The sequence below is a fragment of the Dyella kyungheensis genome (genome assembly GCF_049913195.1).
GTDB classification, from domain to species: domain Bacteria; phylum Pseudomonadota; class Gammaproteobacteria; order Xanthomonadales; family Rhodanobacteraceae; genus Dyella; species Dyella kyungheensis.
Genome location: NZ_CP183983.1, coordinates 2,321,138 through 2,339,345, shown reverse-complemented (window position 1 = coordinate 2,339,345; position 18,208 = coordinate 2,321,138). Strand labels below are relative to the sequence as shown.

Annotated in this window: 16 protein-coding genes; 6 read left to right on the top strand and 10 right to left on the bottom strand. The window is 63.8% G+C overall.

The annotated features are described in order from the left end of the window. Positions 1-91: 91 nt before the first annotated feature. On the bottom strand, positions 92-3,895 hold the full coding sequence (locus ACN9MB_RS10445) for an ATP-binding protein (RefSeq protein ID WP_426271758.1): 3,804 nt from the start codon (positions 3,893-3,895) through the stop codon (positions 92-94). 419 nt (positions 3,896-4,314) lie between these two features. Between ACN9MB_RS10445 and ACN9MB_RS10440 the strand changes: the two genes are divergently transcribed. Further along, entirely contained in the window at positions 4,315-4,956 is a 642-nt protein-coding gene (locus tag ACN9MB_RS10440; protein ID WP_204635850.1) for a response regulator transcription factor, read from the top strand. 47 nt (positions 4,957-5,003) lie between these two features. Here ACN9MB_RS10440 and ACN9MB_RS10435 read toward each other — a convergent pair whose 3' ends face one another. Beyond that, complete coding sequence (locus tag ACN9MB_RS10435) at positions 5,004-8,810, bottom strand: ATP-binding protein (RefSeq protein ID WP_426271757.1); 3,807 nt, start codon at positions 8,808-8,810, stop codon at positions 5,004-5,006. A gap of 273 nt (positions 8,811-9,083) precedes the next feature. Continuing rightward, positions 9,084-10,568, bottom strand: coding sequence for a hypothetical protein (locus ACN9MB_RS10430; protein WP_426271756.1), 1,485 nt, complete (start codon positions 10,566-10,568; stop codon positions 9,084-9,086). A gap of 172 nt (positions 10,569-10,740) precedes the next feature. Between ACN9MB_RS10430 and ACN9MB_RS10425 the strand changes: the two genes are divergently transcribed. Continuing rightward, a complete protein-coding gene (locus ACN9MB_RS10425) occupies positions 10,741-11,088 on the top strand; it encodes a YciI family protein (protein ID WP_426271755.1) in 348 nt (115 codons plus the stop codon). A 10-nt stretch (positions 11,089-11,098) separates the two neighbouring features. On the opposite strand, the gene ACN9MB_RS10420 is transcribed toward ACN9MB_RS10425, so the two are convergent. The 3 genes from ACN9MB_RS10420 to ACN9MB_RS10410 all read right to left on the bottom strand — a co-directional run bounded on the left by ACN9MB_RS10420 (position 11,099) and on the right by ACN9MB_RS10410 (position 13,088). Continuing rightward, the gene (locus ACN9MB_RS10420) at positions 11,099-11,428 is read right to left on the bottom strand and encodes an ArsR/SmtB family transcription factor (protein ID WP_426271754.1); all 330 of its coding nucleotides are present in this window, start codon (positions 11,426-11,428) and stop codon (positions 11,099-11,101) included. Between the two features lie 68 nt (positions 11,429-11,496). Beyond that, positions 11,497-12,576: an ACR3 family arsenite efflux transporter gene (arsB, locus tag ACN9MB_RS10415; RefSeq protein ID WP_426271753.1), complete on the bottom strand. Its 1,080-nt coding sequence runs from the start codon at positions 12,574-12,576 to the stop codon at positions 11,497-11,499. Beyond that, positions 12,573-13,088, bottom strand: coding sequence for an arsenate reductase ArsC (locus tag ACN9MB_RS10410; protein ID WP_426271752.1), 516 nt, complete (start codon positions 13,086-13,088; stop codon positions 12,573-12,575). The genes arsB and ACN9MB_RS10410 overlap by 4 nt, the downstream gene beginning before the upstream one ends. A gap of 95 nt (positions 13,089-13,183) precedes the next feature. On the opposite strand from ACN9MB_RS10410, the gene arsH reads away from it, so the two are divergent. Continuing rightward, positions 13,184-13,987 carry an arsenical resistance protein ArsH gene (arsH, locus tag ACN9MB_RS10405; RefSeq protein ID WP_426271751.1) on the top strand — a complete coding sequence of 268 codons (804 nt, stop codon included), beginning with the start codon at positions 13,184-13,186 and terminating at the stop codon, positions 13,985-13,987. A gap of 588 nt (positions 13,988-14,575) precedes the next feature. On the opposite strand, the gene ACN9MB_RS10400 is transcribed toward arsH, so the two are convergent. Continuing rightward, a complete protein-coding gene (locus ACN9MB_RS10400; RefSeq protein WP_204635843.1) occupies positions 14,576-14,791 on the bottom strand; it encodes a hypothetical protein in 216 nt (71 codons plus the stop codon). A gap of 308 nt (positions 14,792-15,099) precedes the next feature. Here ACN9MB_RS10400 and ACN9MB_RS10395 point away from each other — a divergent pair, with 308 nt between their 5' ends. From ACN9MB_RS10395 to ACN9MB_RS10385, 3 genes are all read left to right on the top strand, one after another. Next, a complete protein-coding gene (locus ACN9MB_RS10395; protein ID WP_426271750.1) occupies positions 15,100-15,372 on the top strand; it encodes a hypothetical protein in 273 nt (90 codons plus the stop codon). A gap of 68 nt (positions 15,373-15,440) precedes the next feature. After that, positions 15,441-15,662, top strand: a complete 222-nt coding sequence (locus ACN9MB_RS10390; RefSeq protein WP_204635841.1) for a TonB-dependent receptor — start codon at positions 15,441-15,443, stop codon at positions 15,660-15,662. Between the two features lie 286 nt (positions 15,663-15,948). Beyond that, entirely contained in the window at positions 15,949-17,148 is a 1,200-nt protein-coding gene (locus ACN9MB_RS10385) for a DesA family fatty acid desaturase (RefSeq protein ID WP_426271749.1), read from the top strand. A gap of 49 nt (positions 17,149-17,197) precedes the next feature. Here ACN9MB_RS10385 and ACN9MB_RS10380 read toward each other — a convergent pair whose 3' ends face one another. The 3 genes from ACN9MB_RS10380 to ACN9MB_RS10370 all read right to left on the bottom strand — a co-directional run bounded on the left by ACN9MB_RS10380 (position 17,198) and on the right by ACN9MB_RS10370 (position 18,204). Continuing rightward, positions 17,198-17,431 carry a hypothetical protein gene (locus ACN9MB_RS10380; protein ID WP_426271748.1) on the bottom strand — a complete coding sequence of 78 codons (234 nt, stop codon included), beginning with the start codon at positions 17,429-17,431 and terminating at the stop codon, positions 17,198-17,200. Between the two features lie 73 nt (positions 17,432-17,504). After that, positions 17,505-17,678, bottom strand: a complete 174-nt coding sequence (locus ACN9MB_RS10375; RefSeq protein ID WP_426271747.1) for a hypothetical protein — start codon at positions 17,676-17,678, stop codon at positions 17,505-17,507. 196 nt (positions 17,679-17,874) lie between these two features. Then, positions 17,875-18,204, bottom strand: coding sequence for a hypothetical protein (locus tag ACN9MB_RS10370; RefSeq protein WP_204635839.1), 330 nt, complete (start codon positions 18,202-18,204; stop codon positions 17,875-17,877). Positions 18,205-18,208 lie beyond the last annotated feature (4 nt).

The window sequence follows — 18,208 nt, the reverse complement described above, 5'->3', positions numbered from 1 at the left end:
CCGTCCGATGACACCCCGCCATGATCGCAGGTGCGCATCCGCATGAAAATCGGAAGCCTCTGAAAAACCGCGATCCACGACGTGTGCGTATTTACGCGCTCTCGCGCAGTTCCTCCACCATCGCGCGAATCTGCGCCAGCTGTTCGACCACCGCATCGCGACGGGCGGACATGCTGTCACCGCCCGATCCCTCCAGCACGCTGGGATCGATCAGGCGCAGGGCACCAATCAGCCGATGCAGGAGATTGCGCTGTTGTTCCTCGTCGCCGCTCACGATAGCGGCGTCGAGCCTGGCGACGTCCGCATCGCCTTCCTCCAGCAATCCCTCCAGCAGGATCTTCAGTTGACCTGCCGAGCCGAAGACATCGCTGAGATAGGTGAGCTGGTCGCTGCGCGCCGTTTCGCTGGCTTTCTGCTCGCGGGCGATGTCGTTGGCGAACGAGGCGATCTTCTTCTGCAACTCTTCCAGTTGTACCGGCTTGGCGAGGAAGTCGTCCATGCCCGTGCGGTGGCATTTGTCCACCTCTTCAGGCAAGGCGCTGGCCGACAACGCAATGATCGGCAGATGCGCGCCCGTCTCTTCCTCCTGCCGGCGGATGCGCTGGGCCAGCGCGTAGCCATCCAGCACCGGCATGTGGCAATCGGTGATCAGCAGGTCGAAGCGCGAACTGGCCAGCGCGTCCCAGGCTTGCTGCCCGTCTTCCACCACGGTGTGGACGTAGCCCAGGAGATCGAGCTGCCGTTCGATCACGGCGCGGTTGATCGGATGGTCCTCGGCCACCAGCACGTGAATCGCCCGTGCCCCCGGCGCCGTGTTGAACGCCTGCTGGCTGACGCGGGCGCTTAGCCCCAGGGTGATGCGGCACGCGTCCACGGTCGAGCGCCAGAGCAAGGGACTGCCGCACAGCATCATGCGGCCCGACTCTTCGTAGAAGCCGCGCGGGTCGGTGTCGGCAAGCACGTGGATGGTGGGAACGCCCAGCACGCTGACGCCCTGCTCGATCAATGCCGCGTCGGCGACGTAGATATCCGCATCGTCGGCGATGAATTCGGTGACGTCGTCGGCGTCGATCTCCATCACGCTGCAACCCATGGCCGAGAAGGCATTGGCCAGCTCCCGCTCCAGCATGGGATCGCGGGTGCAGATCAGTGCGCGCTTCTGATCGAGTCCGACGACCACGCCGCCAGCCTGCAGCACCGGCAGGGTGACGTCGAACGACGCGCAGGTGCCCTGGCCCGGTTCGCTGGTCAGCTTGACGTCGCCACCCATCAACTGGGCCAGGCGGCGGCAGATGGCGAGGCCCAGGCCGGTGCCGCCAAAGCGCCGTGCCGTCGAGGTTTCCGCCTGCATGAAGGGTTGGAACAGGCGATTCAACTGGTCGGCGGAAATACCCATGCCTGTATCGGTCACGCTGAAGCGCAACTGCTGGCCATCCAGGCTCTCGCCCAGCAACTCCACGCGCAGCACCACGTGGCCCTGGGGAGTGAACTTGAGCGCATTGCTGAGCAAATTGTTGACGATCTGCCGGATGCGATTGGCGTCGCCACGATACTGGCAGGCCAGTCGCCAATCCTGCACGAGGTAAAGCTTGAGGTCCTTCTGCCGCGCGCGTGCGGCAAACGTGCCCACCGCGCTGTCCGTCAGCAGGCGCAGGTCGAACGCATCGGGCTCCAGTTCCAGCCGCTCGGCTTCGATGCGCGAGAAATCGAGGATGTCGTCGAGGATCTGCAGCAGCGCCACGGACGAATCCTGCACCATCCCGAGCATGTTCGACTGCTCGGTATTCAACGGCGTTTTCGACAGCAGCTCGACCAGCCCCAGCACGCCGGCCATCGGCGTGCGGATCTCGTGACTCATCATCGCCAGGAACGCACCCTTCGCGGCCACGGCCGCTTCCGCCGTCGCCTTCGCTTCCTTCAGCGTGCGCTCCTGCTCCTTTTCGACGGTGACGTCGGCGCAATAGAGGCTCCAGAAATGACTGCCCTGCCCGGTCGGCTTGGGTTCGCCACCCACCGCGCGGATCCAGCGGATCTCGCCGCGCACGCAGGTGCGAAATTCCATCACCTCCGCATGCTTCAGCTGCAGGTAGCGCTCGGCCGCGCCGCGTACGATCTCGCGGTCTTCGTCGATCGCCGCATCGAATGGCCGGGAGTGACCGGCCAGGATGTCTTCGCGCGACATCCCGAACATGGCCATGGTCGGCCCGCTGACATACTCGTAGGTTCGCCGGTTCTGCGCATCGATCAGCAGGCGTATCACCACGCCCGGCAGGTTTTCGTTGGTGTCGACCAGCCGCTGCTCGGAGGCGCGTGCGCGCGCTTCCGCATCCCGCATGCGCTTATAGGCAACACCGATGATCGCCACGATGGAGGCGCTGATCAGCAGGCCGATCAACACCCAGCGCCAGGGTGCTCCGTAGCTGTAGTCGGCACGCAGCCAACGCCCGCGCATGGCCTGGCGTTCGCTGGCCTTCATGCCCGCGAGCGTCTGGTCGATCAATCGCGCCAACGGCAGCTTGCTGCGGCTGACGCCGAAGGAAATGTCCTGGTCCAGGCCGGCGGGCGCCACCACCCGCAAGCTGGCGGCATAGCGATCGCGAATCAGTGCATCGATGGCAGGCAGCGTGCCGATGTAAGCCGCCACCTCGCCCTTCTCCAGCATGTTGAGGCCGGCTTCGTTGCTGACCACCGGCACCAGCGTGCTGTGCGGAAGCAGCAGCTTCAGCCCCGCCATCAGGCCGGCCTCTTCGCGCACCGAAACCTTCTTGCCGCGCAGATCTTCGGGGCCGGCGATGGCCGGGCCTTTCACACGGGTGACGATCACCTCGGGAAAACGTTCGTACGGACGGGTGAACGTCATGGTGGCGGCGTCGAAGTCGGCAGGCATGGCTGCTGCCACCAGATCCACTTCGTTGGCAGCTACCCGGCGTTGCAATTCGTCCAGATCGCGTGCCGGCACCAGTTCCACCCGAAGATCCAGCTTCTTCTGGATCACCGCCAGATAGTCCCCGGCAAGACCGTTGAGCGCCCCGTTCCGGTCCATGAAGCTGTAGGGGTAACGATCCGTTTCGTAGCCGACGCGGATGGTGCCCAGCCCGCTCAGCCACTGGCGGTCTTCGTCGCTCAGGCCGTGGCCCAGCGGAATCGGCGTATTGAGATCGGCGTCATAGCCCCAGCGCGAACGCAGGTTGCTCATCTCATCGTCGCTGACCGAATCGGCCGCCTTGCGCAGCAGCGTGACCAACAACGGCCGGTCGCCGGGAATGGCCAGCGACGGCTGCACCGGACCCAGGTCGGGCAGCGTCGCCAGCGTGCTCAGGTCGTCGTGCTCGCGCTCGCTGAGCAACCAACGTGTACGTGCGGAAACACCGATGTAGGCATCAGCGAAGCCTTGCGCAACCATATCCAGCGCCTGCTCACCAGCGTCGGAAAAAACTAGCGTGGCTTCGGGGAAATGGCTCTTTACGATACGGGTATACCCGACGGAAACGCGCTCAACGGCGATCCGGGCGTGGGTAAGATCCGCTTGCGAACGAATCTTCAGATCGCCTCGACGGGCCACCAGCACGAACTGGGTCTGCACATAGGGATTCAAGTAATCGAAGTGATTGCTGAACCCGTTGGATTGACCCACCAGCAGGTCGAGCGAAGCGGGCGTATCGCCCTGCGACACGGCCTCCCAATCGGTAAAGGGACGAAACTGCACGCGCAAACCCACACGGCTGGCCAGCAGTTTGGCGTAATCGACGCCGATGCCTTCGGGCGCACCCGCCACCCAGGCTTCAAGCGGATAGTGGTTGCCCGCGAAAATGCCCACCTCGACCACCGGGTGTGCGGCGATCCATTCCGACTCCTGCGACGTGAGCTTCACTTGCGGATCGTCGGTGGCCGACACCGACGCAGTCCAGACGAGAGCGATGAGCAGGAAAGCGATCGTCGCCTGCTTTCCCCCTGGCCGTTCCGTTCGTCTTCGTCGTTGCGTCAGCGCGGATGCCAGCCACAGTGTGCAACGACGAATCATGGGGTTCCCCGAAAAGGACAGCGGCCGATCGAGCGAGCTTACGCAGTGTTTAGAACGCCATCCATCAGAGTTATCTCAATTGACAGCAACGATGACCACGTGAGCGCGCGTCTCGCGGGCGATCGATGGGCACGCCATTCGCTCATCCACGGGCGGAGCGAACGTGCGCGAAGAAGCTTCATTGCATGCGCGGATTAAAACGTGAGAGTTATCTGAATTGACCTGAGCGGACGGCTAAACGCATCGCGGGGTGGCTATGCTTGCGGCATCCCTTCGCTATTCCGAGTTGTGCCATGCCTATCAGCGTCTTTCTGGCTGATGACCATCCCATCGTACGCAGCAGCGTCCGCACCGAAATCGAACGAATGAGCGGCTTCTCCGTCGTCGGCGAGGCATCGACCTCCGATGAGCTCATTACCTTCATGGAGCATGGTTCGTGCGACCTGCTCATCACCGATTTCAATATGCCCGGCGTGCACAACGAAGATGGCCTGTCCATGCTCGATGCGATCGTGCATCTGAAGCCGGAACTTTCCATTCTCGTGCTCACCATGCTCACCAACTCGGGATTGTTGCGGGCCATCCACGACCGCGGCGTCGCGGGCCTGGTCAGCAAATCCGATCACATGGCTGAAATGACCTCCGCCCTGCAGACCATCGCCTCGGGCCAGGATTACGTCAGCGCCAATGTGCGGCGAGTGCTCTGCAGTCCCAAGGGGAACGTCATGAAGAGTCCGCTTTCCATGCTGACCGAGCGCGAAGCCGAAGTGCTGCGCCTGTTCGTCTCGGGCCGCACGATTTCCGAAATTGCCGCGCAACGCGGCCGCAGCGTGAAGACCGTCAGTCACCAGAAGATCAGCGCGATGGGCAAACTGGGTTTGCGCAACGATCCGGAGCTGTACGCGTACGCGCACCAGAACGGCTTCTTCAACTGATGCGCCGCGGTGGAACGGGGCTGCTCGTTCCACTGGCCGCCGCAGGTTCAGCCAAGCTGCTGTCTTTCACGGCGTTGCGCCACGAGCTTCTGAAGCAGATCGTCGACTCGCGCAAGCTCGTCGGACACGGCCTGGCGACGCTCATGCACGCTCAGATCGGAAGGCGGCTCCTGCAATCCCGCGCGCAGCAACTGCAGCGAACCGGTGATGCGATGGAGCACGTCACGCTGGGCGGCCGTATCGCCCGCCTTCACCGCCTGGTCGAACTTTTCCAGGTCGGCCCGTCCCGCCTCCAGCAGTCCGTGCAGTAGCGTTTCGACCTGCTCCACGGAGCCAAACATGGCGGTCAGCTGCGCCAGCGGGTCGCTGGCGACAACGGCCTTCTCCTCGGCAACGTCGACGACACTGCCGACCATCGTCTCGATCTTCTTCTTCAGCTCTTCAAGGCGTGCGGGCTTGGCAAGGAAATCGTCCACGCCGGCGCGGCGACACTTTTCCACTTGCTCGGGCAGCGCGCTTGCCGAGAGCGCAACAATCGGAAGATGGGCGCCGGTGGTGGCTTCCGCCTCGCGTATCCGTTGGGTCAGCGCGTAGCCGTCGAGCACCGGCATGTGGCAGTCCGTCAGCAGCAGATCGTAATGCGAGGCGGCCAGCGCCTCCCAGGCGCGCTGGCCGTCCTCCGCCATCGTGCATGCGTAACCCAGCAGATCCAGCTGGCGTTCGATCACGGCGCGATTGATCGGATGGTCTTCGGCCACCAGGATTCGCGCGGAACGCGTTTCGCGTGGTGCAGCGATGCCGGACGAGTCGCCGGCCGTGTCCAGGCCCAACGCCGCGCGGCAGGCCTCTACCGCCGACCGCCACAGCAACGGGCTGCCGCACAACATGAGGTTGTCGCCCTCGCGATAGAAGCCGCGCGTATCGGTATCGGACAGTACGCGAATCACCGCCACCCCGGACACCGTGACGCCTTGCTCGATCAGGCGCGCATCCGCGACATACAGGTCGGCGTCGTTGCTGCCGAATTCGGCGACGTCTTCGGGATCCGTCTCGATCACGCCGAAACCCATCGCGGACAGCGCATGGGACAACGCACGCTCGAGCGTGCCGTCCCGCGTGCAGACCAGCGCGCGCTTGCCTTCGAAACCGGGAATCGCGCTGGCACCCTGCAGTACCGGCAGCACCAGCTCGACCGTAGCGCGGGTACCCTCGCCGACCTTGCTTTCCAGCCGAACGTCGCCGCCCATCATGCCGGCGAGGCGTCGACAGATGCTCAAGCCCAGTCCGGTGCCGCCGAAGCGTCGTGTGGTGGATGTTTCCGCCTGGGTGAACGGTTGAAACAGGCGGCTGAGCTGGTCGGCGGAGATGCCTATGCCCGTATCGGCAACGCTGATTCCCAGCCGTTGTCCGCCCTCGGCTTCCTCCAGCAGATCGATGCGCAGCGCGACGTGCCCGGAGGCGGTGAACTTGAGCGCGTTGCTGATCAGGTTGTTGACGATCTGCCGGATGCGATTGGCGTCGCCCCGGTACTCCGCCGCGAGTCGCCAGTCCAGCACCAGATAGAGATGCAGATGCTTTTCCTGCGCCCGGGCGGCGAACGTACCCACCGCACTATCGGCCAGCAGGCGCAGGTCGAACGCCGCCGGCTCGAGCTCGAGTTTCTCCGCTTCGATGCGCGAGAAATCAAGGATGTCATCGAGGATCTGCAACAACGCCACCGCCGAGTCCTGCGCCATGCCGACCATGTGCGACTGCTCGTTGCTCAGCGGCGTCTTCGAGAGCAATTCCACCAACCCCAGCACGCCGGCCATCGGCGTGCGGATCTCGTGGCTCATCATGGCCAGGAACGCGCCCTTGGCAGCCACCGCCGCTTCAGCCGTGGCCTTCGCTTCGACCAGTGCGCGCTCCTGTTCTTTTTCCACCGTCACATCGGCACAGTAGACGCTCCAGAAATAACCGCCCTGCCCGCTGGGCTTGGGCTCGCCGCCGAATGCGCGGATCCAGCGGATCGTCCCGTTCACCCGGGTCCGGAACTCGACCACGCCCGATTGCTTCGCATGCAGGCCTCGATCCACCGAGGCCTGCAGCGCATCGCGGTCCTCGTCGATGGCCGCTTCCAGCGGGCGCGCGCGGCCGGCAAGAATGTCCTCGCGCGACACGCCGAAGATGGCCATGGTGGGCCCACTGACATACTCGTAGGTGCGGCGGTCAGCGGCATCCACATGCAGGCGAATCACCACGCCGGGCAGATTCTCGTTGGTGTCGACCAGGCGCTGCTCGGACGCACGCGCCCTCGCCTCGGCGTCCCGCATGCGCTTGTAGGCGAAGCCGATGATGCCCACGATGGAGGCGACCACAAGCAATCCCGTCAGCACCCAGGTCCACGGCACCCCGTAGCTGTAGTCGGCGCGCAGCCAGCGGCTGCGTATCGCCTGCCGCTGGTTGTCCTTGACGCCCGCAATGACCTGGTCGATCAAACCCGCAAGACGCGCCTTGTTGCGACTGACGCCAATGGTGATGTCCTGATCCAGTCCCGCCGGCGCCACCACGCGCAAGGTGGCTGCGTAGCGATCGCGGATCAATGCGTCGATGGCCGGCAAGGTGCCGATATAGGCGGCCACCTCACCCTTTTCGACCATGCGCAATCCCGCGTCGTTGCTGGCCACGGGAACCAGTTCGCTGCGCGGCAGCAGCAGTTTGAGGCCGGCAATCAGGCCCGCTTCCTCGCGCACGGCCACCCGTTTGCCCCGAAGGTCCTCCGCGCCGGCAATCGCCGCGCCGTGAAGCGGCGCCACGATGACTTCGGGAAAGCGCTCGTAGGGCCGGCTGAACACCATCGACCCTGCGTCGTAATCGGCGGGCATGGCCGCGGCGACCATATCCACTTCGTTGGCGGCCACGCGACGCTGCAATTCGTCCAGGTCGCGCGCGGGCACCAGCTCGAGCCGCAGTCCAAGCTCTTTCTTGATCAGCGAAAGGTAATCTTCCGCCAGGCCGTCGAGTTCGCCGTCGGTATTGATGAAGCTATAGGGATAGCGATCGGTTTCGTAGCCGACACGCAGCGTGCCGAGACCTGCGAGCCATTGGCGGTCGTCGTCGGAGATGCCGACGCTGCGCGGAAGCGGTGCGGTGAAATCCTCATCCAGCCCCCACTGCTGCCGAAGACTGGCCAGCTGGCTCGCCGGAACGGTGGCCTCCGCCTTGCGCAGGATCGACGCCAGCATCGCCTGCTCGCGGGGCATGGCCAGCGCGGCCTGCAGCGGCGGGATATCGGCAAGGCGCTCCAGGATGATCACATCGTCGTGTTCGCGCTCGGTCAGCAACCAGCGCGTGCGTGCCGAAGAACCGATGTACGCATCCGCCACGCCCTGGGCCACCATGTCCAGCGCTTCGCGGCCGTCGTCGGTGAAGATCAGGGTCGCCTGAGGAAAGCGATCCTTGATGATCTTGTTGTAGACCCGGGCGACGCGCTCCATCGCAATGCGGCCGTGGACCACATCGCTCTCGGTACGTATGTTCAGATTGCCCTTGCGAGCGGCGAGCACCAGGCTCGCTTCCACATAGGGATCGAGATACGTCAGGCGATCGCTCCGCTTGTAGGGCTGGCCGACCAGCAGATCGAAAGGAATCGGCTTACCCGAATCGCTGAAGGTCACCGCATCCCAGTCCGTGAACGGACGAAACTGCAGCCTGAGCCCGACGCGGCCTGCCAGCAGCTTGGCGTAATCCACGCCGATGCCTTCGGCCCTGCCCGCGACCCATGCCTCGATCGGAAAATGGTTGCCGGCAAAGATGCCGACGTCCACCACGGGATGCTGCGCGATCCAGGCCAGCTCCTCGGTGGTCAATGCCACCTGTGCGTCCGGTCTGGCGGACACGGCCGAATGAGGAGACGGCGCGGCCCCTACCGCGAACGGCAGCAAGGCGCACAGGAAGAACAGCGAAAACACCACCCGCCGAAGGCGCTGCCCCCACGGCCCAAGTGGGCGCGCGATGACTCGGGTCAGGCCTAGTAAGCGATGCATAGCGTGCCCCGTCCCTGTTGACTGAAGCGTCAGATTAGGCGGACAAGAATTGCCTCATCTATGAGAATAGTCTCAATTGCCAGGCGGCACGGCGGGCGCAATCTAGGGGGCGGCTCGATCCGCGCGCGCCTCGCCGAGCAACGCACCTCGCCGGCCCGGCGCTTGAACCAGGGCTGCCGCGAATGCTTCACGCGCCGGCAGCCGCTTGCCGTTCTGCAGCAACAGCCCCCCCAACTGTTCGCGCGCCGGAACGACCGGGCCCGGCGTGACCGGCCGCTTCTCGAGGGCATCCTCCTTCTCGGCGGCGGCGCGCAGCAACGTCTCCGCCTCCGCGGGATGGCCCGCGGCCTGGTTCGCCCAGGCCATCACCTCGTCAGCGAGTATGGCCGTCTGGATGGCCCAATAGTCGTCGTTCGAATCGCGTAGTTGCTTCTCGAGCTGACGCAGCCGGCCCGCCTGTTCGCGCGCTTTGGCCGGATGACCGGAACGCGCAAGACCGATGCCCCTGGACCACACCGCTATCGCCACGACGGCGGGCGGCGCTTTCACGGGTGGCGCCATGTTGGCGGCGTCGTTCCAGCGACCACGCTCCACGGCGGCGCGGATCGGCATCACGGTGGAGGCATAGGCAATGGCGAAATTCGTCATGTCGAGGGAAGACATCGCCCTCGCCTCGGCAATCACCTGCGCCGCCTCGGCATCGCGCCCCTGCTGCAGATACGCGTAAACCAGATAATCCATCGCATGCAGCTCGCCCATGGCGTCGCCTTGCGCATGGGCGGACTGCCTGGAGGCCAGGTTGGATTGGATGGAGTCATCCCACAGGCCAAGCCGGGTGAAGATATGCGACGGCATGTGCAAGGCATGCGGCGCTGAAGGAGCAATCTGCGCGTAGGCCCGCGCTGCCGGCAATCCCTGCTGGGCAAATTCCACGCTATCGCTGGCGTGAATCAGGTAGTGGGCCAGGCCCGGATGATCGGGATGGGCGCGAAACAGCGGCTCGAGAATGCCGATGGCCTGTTTCTGCCTGGCATGCGTCTGGTCCGCCGGGCTTGCATTGGAAAGCAGCGCCACCGCGTAGAAGACCTGGGATTCGATGTCCTTGGCGTTGTCGCGCGCGACCTGCGCCATCGCCTGTTCGTAGGCGCGGGTGCGGTCGTCCGAGGTGAGCCCGTCCCCGGCCTGGAAGAGCACGCCAACGGCATGGATGAAGCCGCGCTCCCGCTCCGTCTTTGCGTCCAGCCGGACCGCCTGGAGTGCATCCTTCTGCGCCTGCGCAAAGGCATCGGGAGGCAGGGCCGGACTCCAGACCGGATGGAAATGCACCATCGCCAGACCCCAATAGGCCATCGCGCACTGCGGATCGCGCTCGGCCACCTGCCTGAAGGCCTGGTCCGCCGGGGCGTACGCAAACGAATGAAGCAACGCGACCGCCCGATTGAACGGCTGTTGCACCGAGGGATCGCACGAAATGGGAAAGGAAACGCGACCGAGTTTTTCGGGGACACCATGCTCGTGCGTCTCCTGCCCCAGTGCGGAAGCAGAGACCAAGAGCAGGCCGAACAAAGCGTGCGTCAGATTCACCATGACCGCCTCTCCGCAACCTCGACACATTCTGCGCCAAGTGGGAGGAAAGATTCACCGGACCACGTATTTTTACCTAGTGCCCGGGCGCGCCCTGTCGAAGTTGGACCGCGCCCTTCGTCATGAAAGTGAGGGCAGGCAATCCGTCCGCCCCGGCGGAATTGAGGACCACGACATGCCGCAGTACCTGGTCGCCATTCACCACCCTGAAAACTACGACCCGTCGCTGGAGGATGACGCGATGATCCGCGACATCGGCCAGCTCAACGAAGCGATGAAGGCTGCTGGTGCCAGGTTCTTCGCCGGCGGCCTGGAGTCCCCCAACAAGGCCAGATCGCTGCGCAAGCAGTCCGACGGCAAAGTAGTCGTTACCGATGGTCCGTACATCGAGTCCAAGGAGCACATCGGCGGCTTCTGGATATTGGAAGCCGCTGACATGGATGCGGCGCTGGCGTGGGGACGCAAGGCTGTCGTCGCCTGCCGCGCACCGGTCGAAGTGCGGGCGTTTCTTCGTCACAGCTAAAGGGCGAGAACTACTTCCGCGCCTTATGCCGCGAAGATGGCGCGCACGACTGGCCCGTCGCTGCGCAACAGTTCTCGGTGAGATAACCGACCAGCTCGCTCATGACCTCGAGCATCGGCGAGTAATAGATGAATCGCCCGTCCTGACGGCTGGTGATCAGCCCGGCATGCACGAGTTCCTTCAAATGGAACGAGAGCGTGGCGTTGGCCAGCCCCAACCGTTCGGCGATCGCGCTTGCCGCCAGGCCATCGGGTGCGTGCTCGACGAGCAGGCGATACACCGCCAATCGCGACTCCTGGGCGAGCGCGGATAAGACCGTGATGGCTTGTTTGGTCTGCATAAGGGGCGAAAACTTCGGCTAGGAACCTTTCAAGTGTAAGAGGAATGGCGGGGCCGTTGTGCACCAGGCTAAATCGGCGCTTCGTACCAGCGCTTGCTGGCGGTGACGATGCGCACCACCGAGAGCATCACCGGCACTTCGATCAACACGCCCACCACCGTAGCCAACGCGGCGCCCGAGTGCACGCCAAATAGACCCACCGCGGTAGCCACGGCAAGCTCGAAGAAGTTGCTCGCGCCAATCAGCGCCGATGGCGCTGCCACACAGTGCGGCACACGCAGCTTCCGATTGAGCAGATAGGCCAACCCGGCATTGAAATAGACCTGGATCAGGATCGGCACGGCAAGCATCGCAATGATCAGAGGCTGGGCCAGGATCTGTTGCCCCTGGAAGCCGAACAGCAACACCAGGGTCAGCAGCAAGGCGGCCAGCGAGATCGGCCCCAGCCGTGCCAGCAGGTGCTGGAGTGCGTCCTGGCCGCCATGCGCCAGGACAAAGCGGCGCAGGACGATGCTGATCAGCACCGGCACCACGATATACAGCACGACCGAGAGCATCAGCGTATCCCACGGCACGGTGATGGCCGAGATGCCCAGCAGCAGCCCGACGATCGGCGCGAACGCGACCACCATGATGGCGTCGTTCACGGCGACCTGGCTCAGCGTGAAGTTGGGTTCGCCGCCGCACAGGTTGCTCCATACGAAAACCATGGCGGTGCACGGCGCCGCGGCGAGCAGGATCAGGCCAGCCACATACGAGTCGAGCTGGGCGGCCGGCAGCCACGCGGCAAACAGGTGGCGGATGAAAATCCAGCCCAGCAAGGCCATCGAAAACGGCTTGACCGCCCAGTTGATGAAGAGCGTGACGCCGATGCCTTTCCATTGCTTCCGAACGCCCGCCATGGCACCGAAATCGATCTTCAGCAGCATGGGGATGATCATCAGCCAGATCAGCCCCGCCACCGGCAGGTTGACCTTGGCGATTTCCTGGCGTCCCAGCGCTTCGAACGTGCCCGGCCACGCGTGACCGAACAAGGTGCCGGCCACGATGCAAAGCGCAACCCACAAGGTGAGATAGCGCTCGAACCATCCGATACGTGCCGGCTGGGCCGAAGGCATGGCGTCGATGGTGGTCGTCGCCTCGCTCATGCGGCACTCTCGTCGTCGGCCGCGGTGAGCGCGCCAATCCCATCGAGCGCCCGCTTCAGCGCTTCCGCACGCATCGTCTCGACCGGCAGATCCAGCAAGGCCATGAGCCGGCGGGTGATCAGCCTGTGCGCCTGGCGAAACGCTGCATGGATGGCGACGGGACTGCCCGTTGCTGCGGCCGGATCAGGCAGGCCCCAGTGCGTGCGCACGAAATCACCGAACAGCACCGGACACGGCTCGCTGGCGGCGCTGTCGCAAACGGTGACGACGATGTCCAGCGGCGGCGCGTCTTCACCCACAAAGCGATCCCACGATTTGCTGCTCAGCCCATGCGTGGGAATGCCCGCCGTCGCCAGCGCTTCGAGCGCATGGGGATTGACCCGGCCGACCGGCTTGCTGCCGGCGCTGTACGCCTCGAACCGCCCGTTGCCCAGATGATTGAGCGTGGCCTCGGACAGGATGCTGCGGGCCGAATTGCCCGTGCAGATGAAAAGAACGCGACAAGGATGCATGAGGCTGTGTGTCCGAGTTGACGGCGGCTGTTTTAATTCTATATTTCCATAATGATAGAATCATTACATCGACGCAACCGATCTGGAAACCCGCCATGACGCTGCCTGACTTGCCCCATATCGCTGCCGACGCGCTCGACACACCCAGCCTTGGGAAGCTGGCACTGCCAGAGGGCGCCGCCCATCCGCCGCGGATCCTGATCCTGTACGGCTCGCTGCGGCCACAGTCTTTCAGCCGGAAGCTCGCGCTCGAAGCCGAGCGGATTCTTCGGCAATTCGGCGCGGAAACGCGCGTGTTCGATCCGCACGAGCTGCCCGTGCTGGACAGCGTGCCGGCGAGCCACCCCAAGGTGCAGGAGCTGCGGCAGCTGTCGTTGTGGTCGGAAGGCCAGGTGTGGATCAGTCCCGAGCGGCACGGTGCCGTGACCGGCGTGTTCAAGAACCAGATCGACTGGCTACCGCTGGAAGAAGGCAGCGTTCGGCCCACGCAGGGGCGCACCCTGGCCGTCATGCAGGTCTGTGGAGGATCCCAGTCTTTCAATGTCGTCAATGCGCTGCGCGTGCTCGGCCGCTGGATGCGCATGGTGACCATCCCCAACCAGTCCTCCGTCGCCAAGGCCTGGCAGGAATTCGACGAGAACGGCCGGATGAAGCCCTCGCCGTTCTACGATCGTGTCGTCGACGTGATGGAAGAACTGTTCAAGTTCACGTTGATGATGCGCGACCGGAGCGACTATCTGGTCGACCGCTACAGCGAGCGCAAAGGCGCGTCCGAGGCACGCGCGCTGGCCGCCACTACCAAGGTCGTGGAAGCTGCCACGGAGCCGACAGCCGCCTCTCCCGCCCTTGCCCATTCACCGGAAAAAGTCCGCAGCTGCTGTGCCAGCGGAGCGTGTTGAGGATGCATGCCACGAGATGGCGAGGCCATGATCGATACGCATGGAGTGCCGTCATGCAGGGCGGCAACGCTGCAGCTCGTGGGTCTGTTGAGCAGATCGCCGGAGCCCGATGATGGCGCATTTCACCGGAACGCCAGTTGGCGTAGCCTTCTTCAGGCAAGATGCCTGGTCACTACCGAGGAAATGACATGAGCAAGGGTATGGATTCAAAGAAAAGCGAGAAGAAGAAACCGGCCAAGACCATGAAGGAAAAGAAGGCGGCCAAAGAGGAAAAGAAGCGCGCCAAGTAAAGGCCGCGACACCGCGTAGCGCTTGCATCCAGCGCGCCTGCTCGAGGCGGCGGCTCACGCAAGCGCTATCGCTCGGTGAAGAGAACGCCCGGCGCGGCGATCTTCACGCTGGTTCGCCGGCACCTCGATCCGCCAGGCGGACAACCGGGCGTCACCAACCAGAGGTTCGCCACGGACCAGCCTTGCAGCGCTCCATCGGCATGAGACGAGGCGCGCGCATCGGCGCCACTTGGCCATACACAGCAGCCATCATGAGAAGGCCGCCCTGAGGCGGCCTCTCTCGACGAACAGCGGCGTCTTACTTGTTCGAGCGACCGTCTTCCGACTGACGATCCTTCGTGTTCGCCTCTTCGCTTGAACGGTTGTCCTTTTCCTCGCCGGAGCGCTCGGTGCGCTGCGGGTCCTTGCGATCCGGCTCGGCCTGCTTCGGATTGGAAGACGGGTCGTTGGGGGTATTGGGATTGTTGGACGTGTTCGGGTTGTTGGACGTGTTCGGGTTGTTGGTATTGCTCATGTCGAACTCCAGGACGGCGGATATGCCGCAGGGACACCCTCGCGTCCATCGGGTCATGGACGTGTGACATCGGTGTAGGGACCCGCGGCCGCCGTTCATGGGCTCGCTGCGCAGCCCGCTTACAGGGGCGTAACAACAGTAGGCGCATGTTGATGGGGTGCCGAAGCACGGTTAACCCCGCTTCGCGCCTCAGATTGCATGCATGGCTGTCTTTTTGGGTCCTCTGAGTTCTCTCCGCGTTGGTCGGAGCCGCAGGCTGGCGCCTGTTCATGACTTGCCGGACGCAGGTCGACACTCGAGGCAACGCCATGTATGACCCCAATCAAATGAACTCGCTCTACTTCTATCCGCACAAGCTGCACTTCTCTCCCAAGCCTGATGCGGCAGACAGCGAGCAACGCAATCGCTGGTTTCCCGGCTACAACGCGTCCACAGCCCTGCCGAGGGCGAAAGCTCCCCTGCCCAGGAACATGAGCTTTCCTGCAGTCGAACCGCAGGCATCGGATGAAGATCGCCCGGCAGAAGACGATGTTCGCGTGGATGACGATGGCGCACCCCGTAGCAGCGGGGATGATGGCTGACGGCACGGGATGATTCCCCCGCTGAAGCCCTGTCACGCCACCATTCCGTCCCTTCCAAGGCCACTCTCATGACCAGCATTTCGGGCAAAACGACCAACGGCTTTACCTATGAAGGCGATTACGAGCATGCAAGCTCCGATCGCGTCACCTGGACCGCCATCTTTCGACGCAGCGGCGTCTTCTTCGGGATGCGACACGGTCGCGTCAACGAACTCACGGGTGTATCCGCCGGAGAGATCAGCGAAGCGGTGCAGGACGACATCGAGTTTGTCTGGGTCCAGGCGCGCTAGCTCAATCGCCCGGGCGCCAACGGCGGTGAAGCGCTCAGCCCCCGTGATTCCGGGAGGATCGGCCCCTCCTGTTTCGTGCGCCTAGACATATTGGGCGCACCGATTTGACGATGGCTAGATCGCTCTTCACGTAAGGTGGGTGATGTTCCGACGGCCGATAGCAGGTACGCAGCAACAGGCGTGCCCGGCCTGCCGCCAAGGGCAGAACAGGAAACTGCCGGCTTGACGATGTGGCCACGCCTCCTCTGCGTTCGCCCCGCAGATATCACCCAACGCCGAGATGCCCATGTTTGACCGATTGTTGAACCTGGCAGCGCACGGCCTGCTCGACGCGGGCATCGGCACGATGTTGCTTTACCTGCTCGTGATGACCCAGCTCACCATCTTCACGGTGACGCTCTACCTGCACCGCAGTCAAACCCACCGCTCGGTGGACTTTCATCCTGTGCTCGCCCACGCCTTTCGGTTCTGGAGTTGGCTGACCACCTCGATGGTCACGCGCGAATGGGTGGCGGTCCATCGCAAGCACCACGCCCACGCGGACACCGAACACGATCCGCACAGCCCCTACATCGCCGGCATCCACACCTTGCTGTGGAAAGGCACCGAGCTCTATACCAAGGCGAGCCAGGATCCTCGAATGCTCGCCATATATGGTCGCGGCACCCCCGACGACTGGATCGAACGGCACGTCTACACGCGTCACAGCAACTGGGGCCCGACGCTGCTGGCAGTCATCAGCCTCGCCTTGTTCGGCGTGGGCGGCATGGCGATATGGGCGGTGCAGATGATGTGGATTCCGTTCTGGGCCGCCGGCGTGGTGAATGGCATCGGTCATTGGTGGGGCTATCGAAACTTCGAGACGCCGGACAAATCCGCCAACGTGATGCCCCTGGCCATCTGGGTGGGCGGTGAGGAGCTGCACAACAACCATCACGCCTTTCCCAGTTCGGCGAAATTTTCCGTGCGCCGCTTTGAGTTCGACCTCGGCTGGCTGGTGATCCAGATGCTCGCGGCAGTGGGACTCGCGCGTGTCAGGCGCGTCGCCCTGGTCGGGCAGGCACGAATGGCCCATCGAACGGCGCGCCTCGTGCCCCTGGCCCCGCGGGTGAAGGTGATGACGGCGTTCTTCCGCAAGGTGACCTTGCCGGCCGTCAAAGAGGAGATTCGCCGCAGCAAGAGTTCGCCGCTGTCCGTGCGCCTGCATCGCGCACTGGCCGATGGCGGCCGATGGCTTTCAGCGGACGAGCGGGCGCATCTTAACGCATGGATCGACGCCCGACCCTACCTTCGCACCATCTGCCATCAGCGCACCCAGCTGGCCGCGCTGATGGAAACACGCAACGCCGACCATGCGGCCGCGGCGCTCACGCTGTGGGTCAAGGCGGCGCAGGCCAGCGGCATCGGATCGCTGCAACAGTTCGCCGTCTCGTTGAGCGAAGGCATGCTCATGCATCGCGCTCCGCTGCCGGGCTCGCCCGAATGAAAACCTGTATTTCCAAGACGCCTTCCCTCTCGCACAGAGGGTGATGACATCAATGCCTGAAGTCGTGGCTCGCCGGCGGCTGGCCGTCCGCTGCCGAGCGCCACGCGCAGGCCTGGCAGCCGCACTCTCCCATGCAGGGTCGAGCGCATTCCGGTCTGCATCGGCAAGGCACCAGTCGTTCGGCTCGTTTGCGCACGACGAAGAAATCGGCGATATCGAAGAATCCGTCGGTTATCGGATAGCGGAAAAGACCTTCTTCCGTCGGTTCGGCATTCGCCATCATGTGAACTTTTCCCCTGGAACATAACGTATGGCCGCGCCCGCCGCGTGTTCAGTTCGCGCGAGACGGCACACGATCATCGCCGAACAGCGCGCTTGATCCTTCTCGCCTCATCAACGGCGGCGGCCAGATGCTGCCTTCGCGACAGCACGGGAGAAATCGGCACGGGTGGCGCTGCGAAGAGGTGATGCAACCCATCGCTTGCGGACGCAGCGAGCTTGTTCAGCCGCACGAAAATATCGGAAAGCATGTGAAATTGCCTAGCCATGACTGTCGCCTCGAACGCTAACCCTAGGGGCGGCGAGATGGCCATCCGGGTGGAGCAGCCAGCAGAATGGTCGGGCGGATATCCTGCATCCCTGACGGTGCGCCTTTCCCCGTTACTGGCCGGTTAATTCCAGCGTGGTGCACGATCACGCGCTGGTCGAAGCATCACGCCGGCGAAGCTAGCACGCCTGGGTCCTCACCCAGATGATCAGCTGGACGATTCGAAACGAAACCAGGAAGTAGGCAATGCCCAAGGCCATCTGCAACATGCGCGGCCACCGCAACCGCGCCAACTTTCGAAGCCCATCCACAAAGTTCAGGAGGATAAGCACCACCCCCGCCACGGCCACGGCATAGCCAACGAGCGAAGGATTGAGCAAATCCACGAAGACGGTGTGATCGAAGCGCTTGGTGGTCTCGATGCCCGCGGCAACGATGATCGTGGCGACCACCACATTCCTGGCGTGATCGAAGATGGCCCTCAAGCCACCGCGATCGAACAGCGCCAATGCA

Bases quoted from the DNA above. Each gene is read 5' to 3' on its own strand.
- ACN9MB_RS10380 (WP_426271748.1), bottom strand. From the start codon at position 17,431: ATGATGGCGAATGCCGAACCGACGGAAGAAGGTCTTTTCCGCTATCCG.
- ACN9MB_RS10430 (WP_426271756.1), bottom strand. From the start codon at position 10,568: ATGGTGAATCTGACGCACGCTTTGTTCGGCCTGCTCTTGGTCTCTGCT.
- ACN9MB_RS10425 (WP_426271755.1), top strand. From the start codon at position 10,741: ATGCCGCAGTACCTGGTCGCCATTCACCACCCTGAAAACTACGACCCG.
- ACN9MB_RS10385 (WP_426271749.1), top strand. From the start codon at position 15,949: ATGTTTGACCGATTGTTGAACCTGGCAGCGCACGGCCTGCTCGACGCG.
- arsB (WP_426271753.1), bottom strand. From the start codon at position 12,576: ATGAGCGAGGCGACGACCACCATCGACGCCATGCCTTCGGCCCAGCCG.
- ACN9MB_RS10395 (WP_426271750.1), top strand. From the start codon at position 15,100: ATGTATGACCCCAATCAAATGAACTCGCTCTACTTCTATCCGCACAAG.
- arsH (WP_426271751.1), top strand. From the start codon at position 13,184: ATGACGCTGCCTGACTTGCCCCATATCGCTGCCGACGCGCTCGACACA.
- ACN9MB_RS10375 (WP_426271747.1), bottom strand. From the start codon at position 17,678: ATGCTTTCCGATATTTTCGTGCGGCTGAACAAGCTCGCTGCGTCCGCA.
- ACN9MB_RS10410 (WP_426271752.1), bottom strand. From the start codon at position 13,088: ATGCATCCTTGTCGCGTTCTTTTCATCTGCACGGGCAATTCGGCCCGC.
- ACN9MB_RS10420 (WP_426271754.1), bottom strand. From the start codon at position 11,428: ATGCAGACCAAACAAGCCATCACGGTCTTATCCGCGCTCGCCCAGGAG.
- ACN9MB_RS10390 (WP_204635841.1), top strand. From the start codon at position 15,441: ATGACCAGCATTTCGGGCAAAACGACCAACGGCTTTACCTATGAAGGC.
- ACN9MB_RS10400 (WP_204635843.1), bottom strand. From the start codon at position 14,791: ATGAGCAATACCAACAACCCGAACACGTCCAACAACCCGAACACGTCC.
- ACN9MB_RS10440 (WP_204635850.1), top strand. From the start codon at position 4,315: ATGCCTATCAGCGTCTTTCTGGCTGATGACCATCCCATCGTACGCAGC.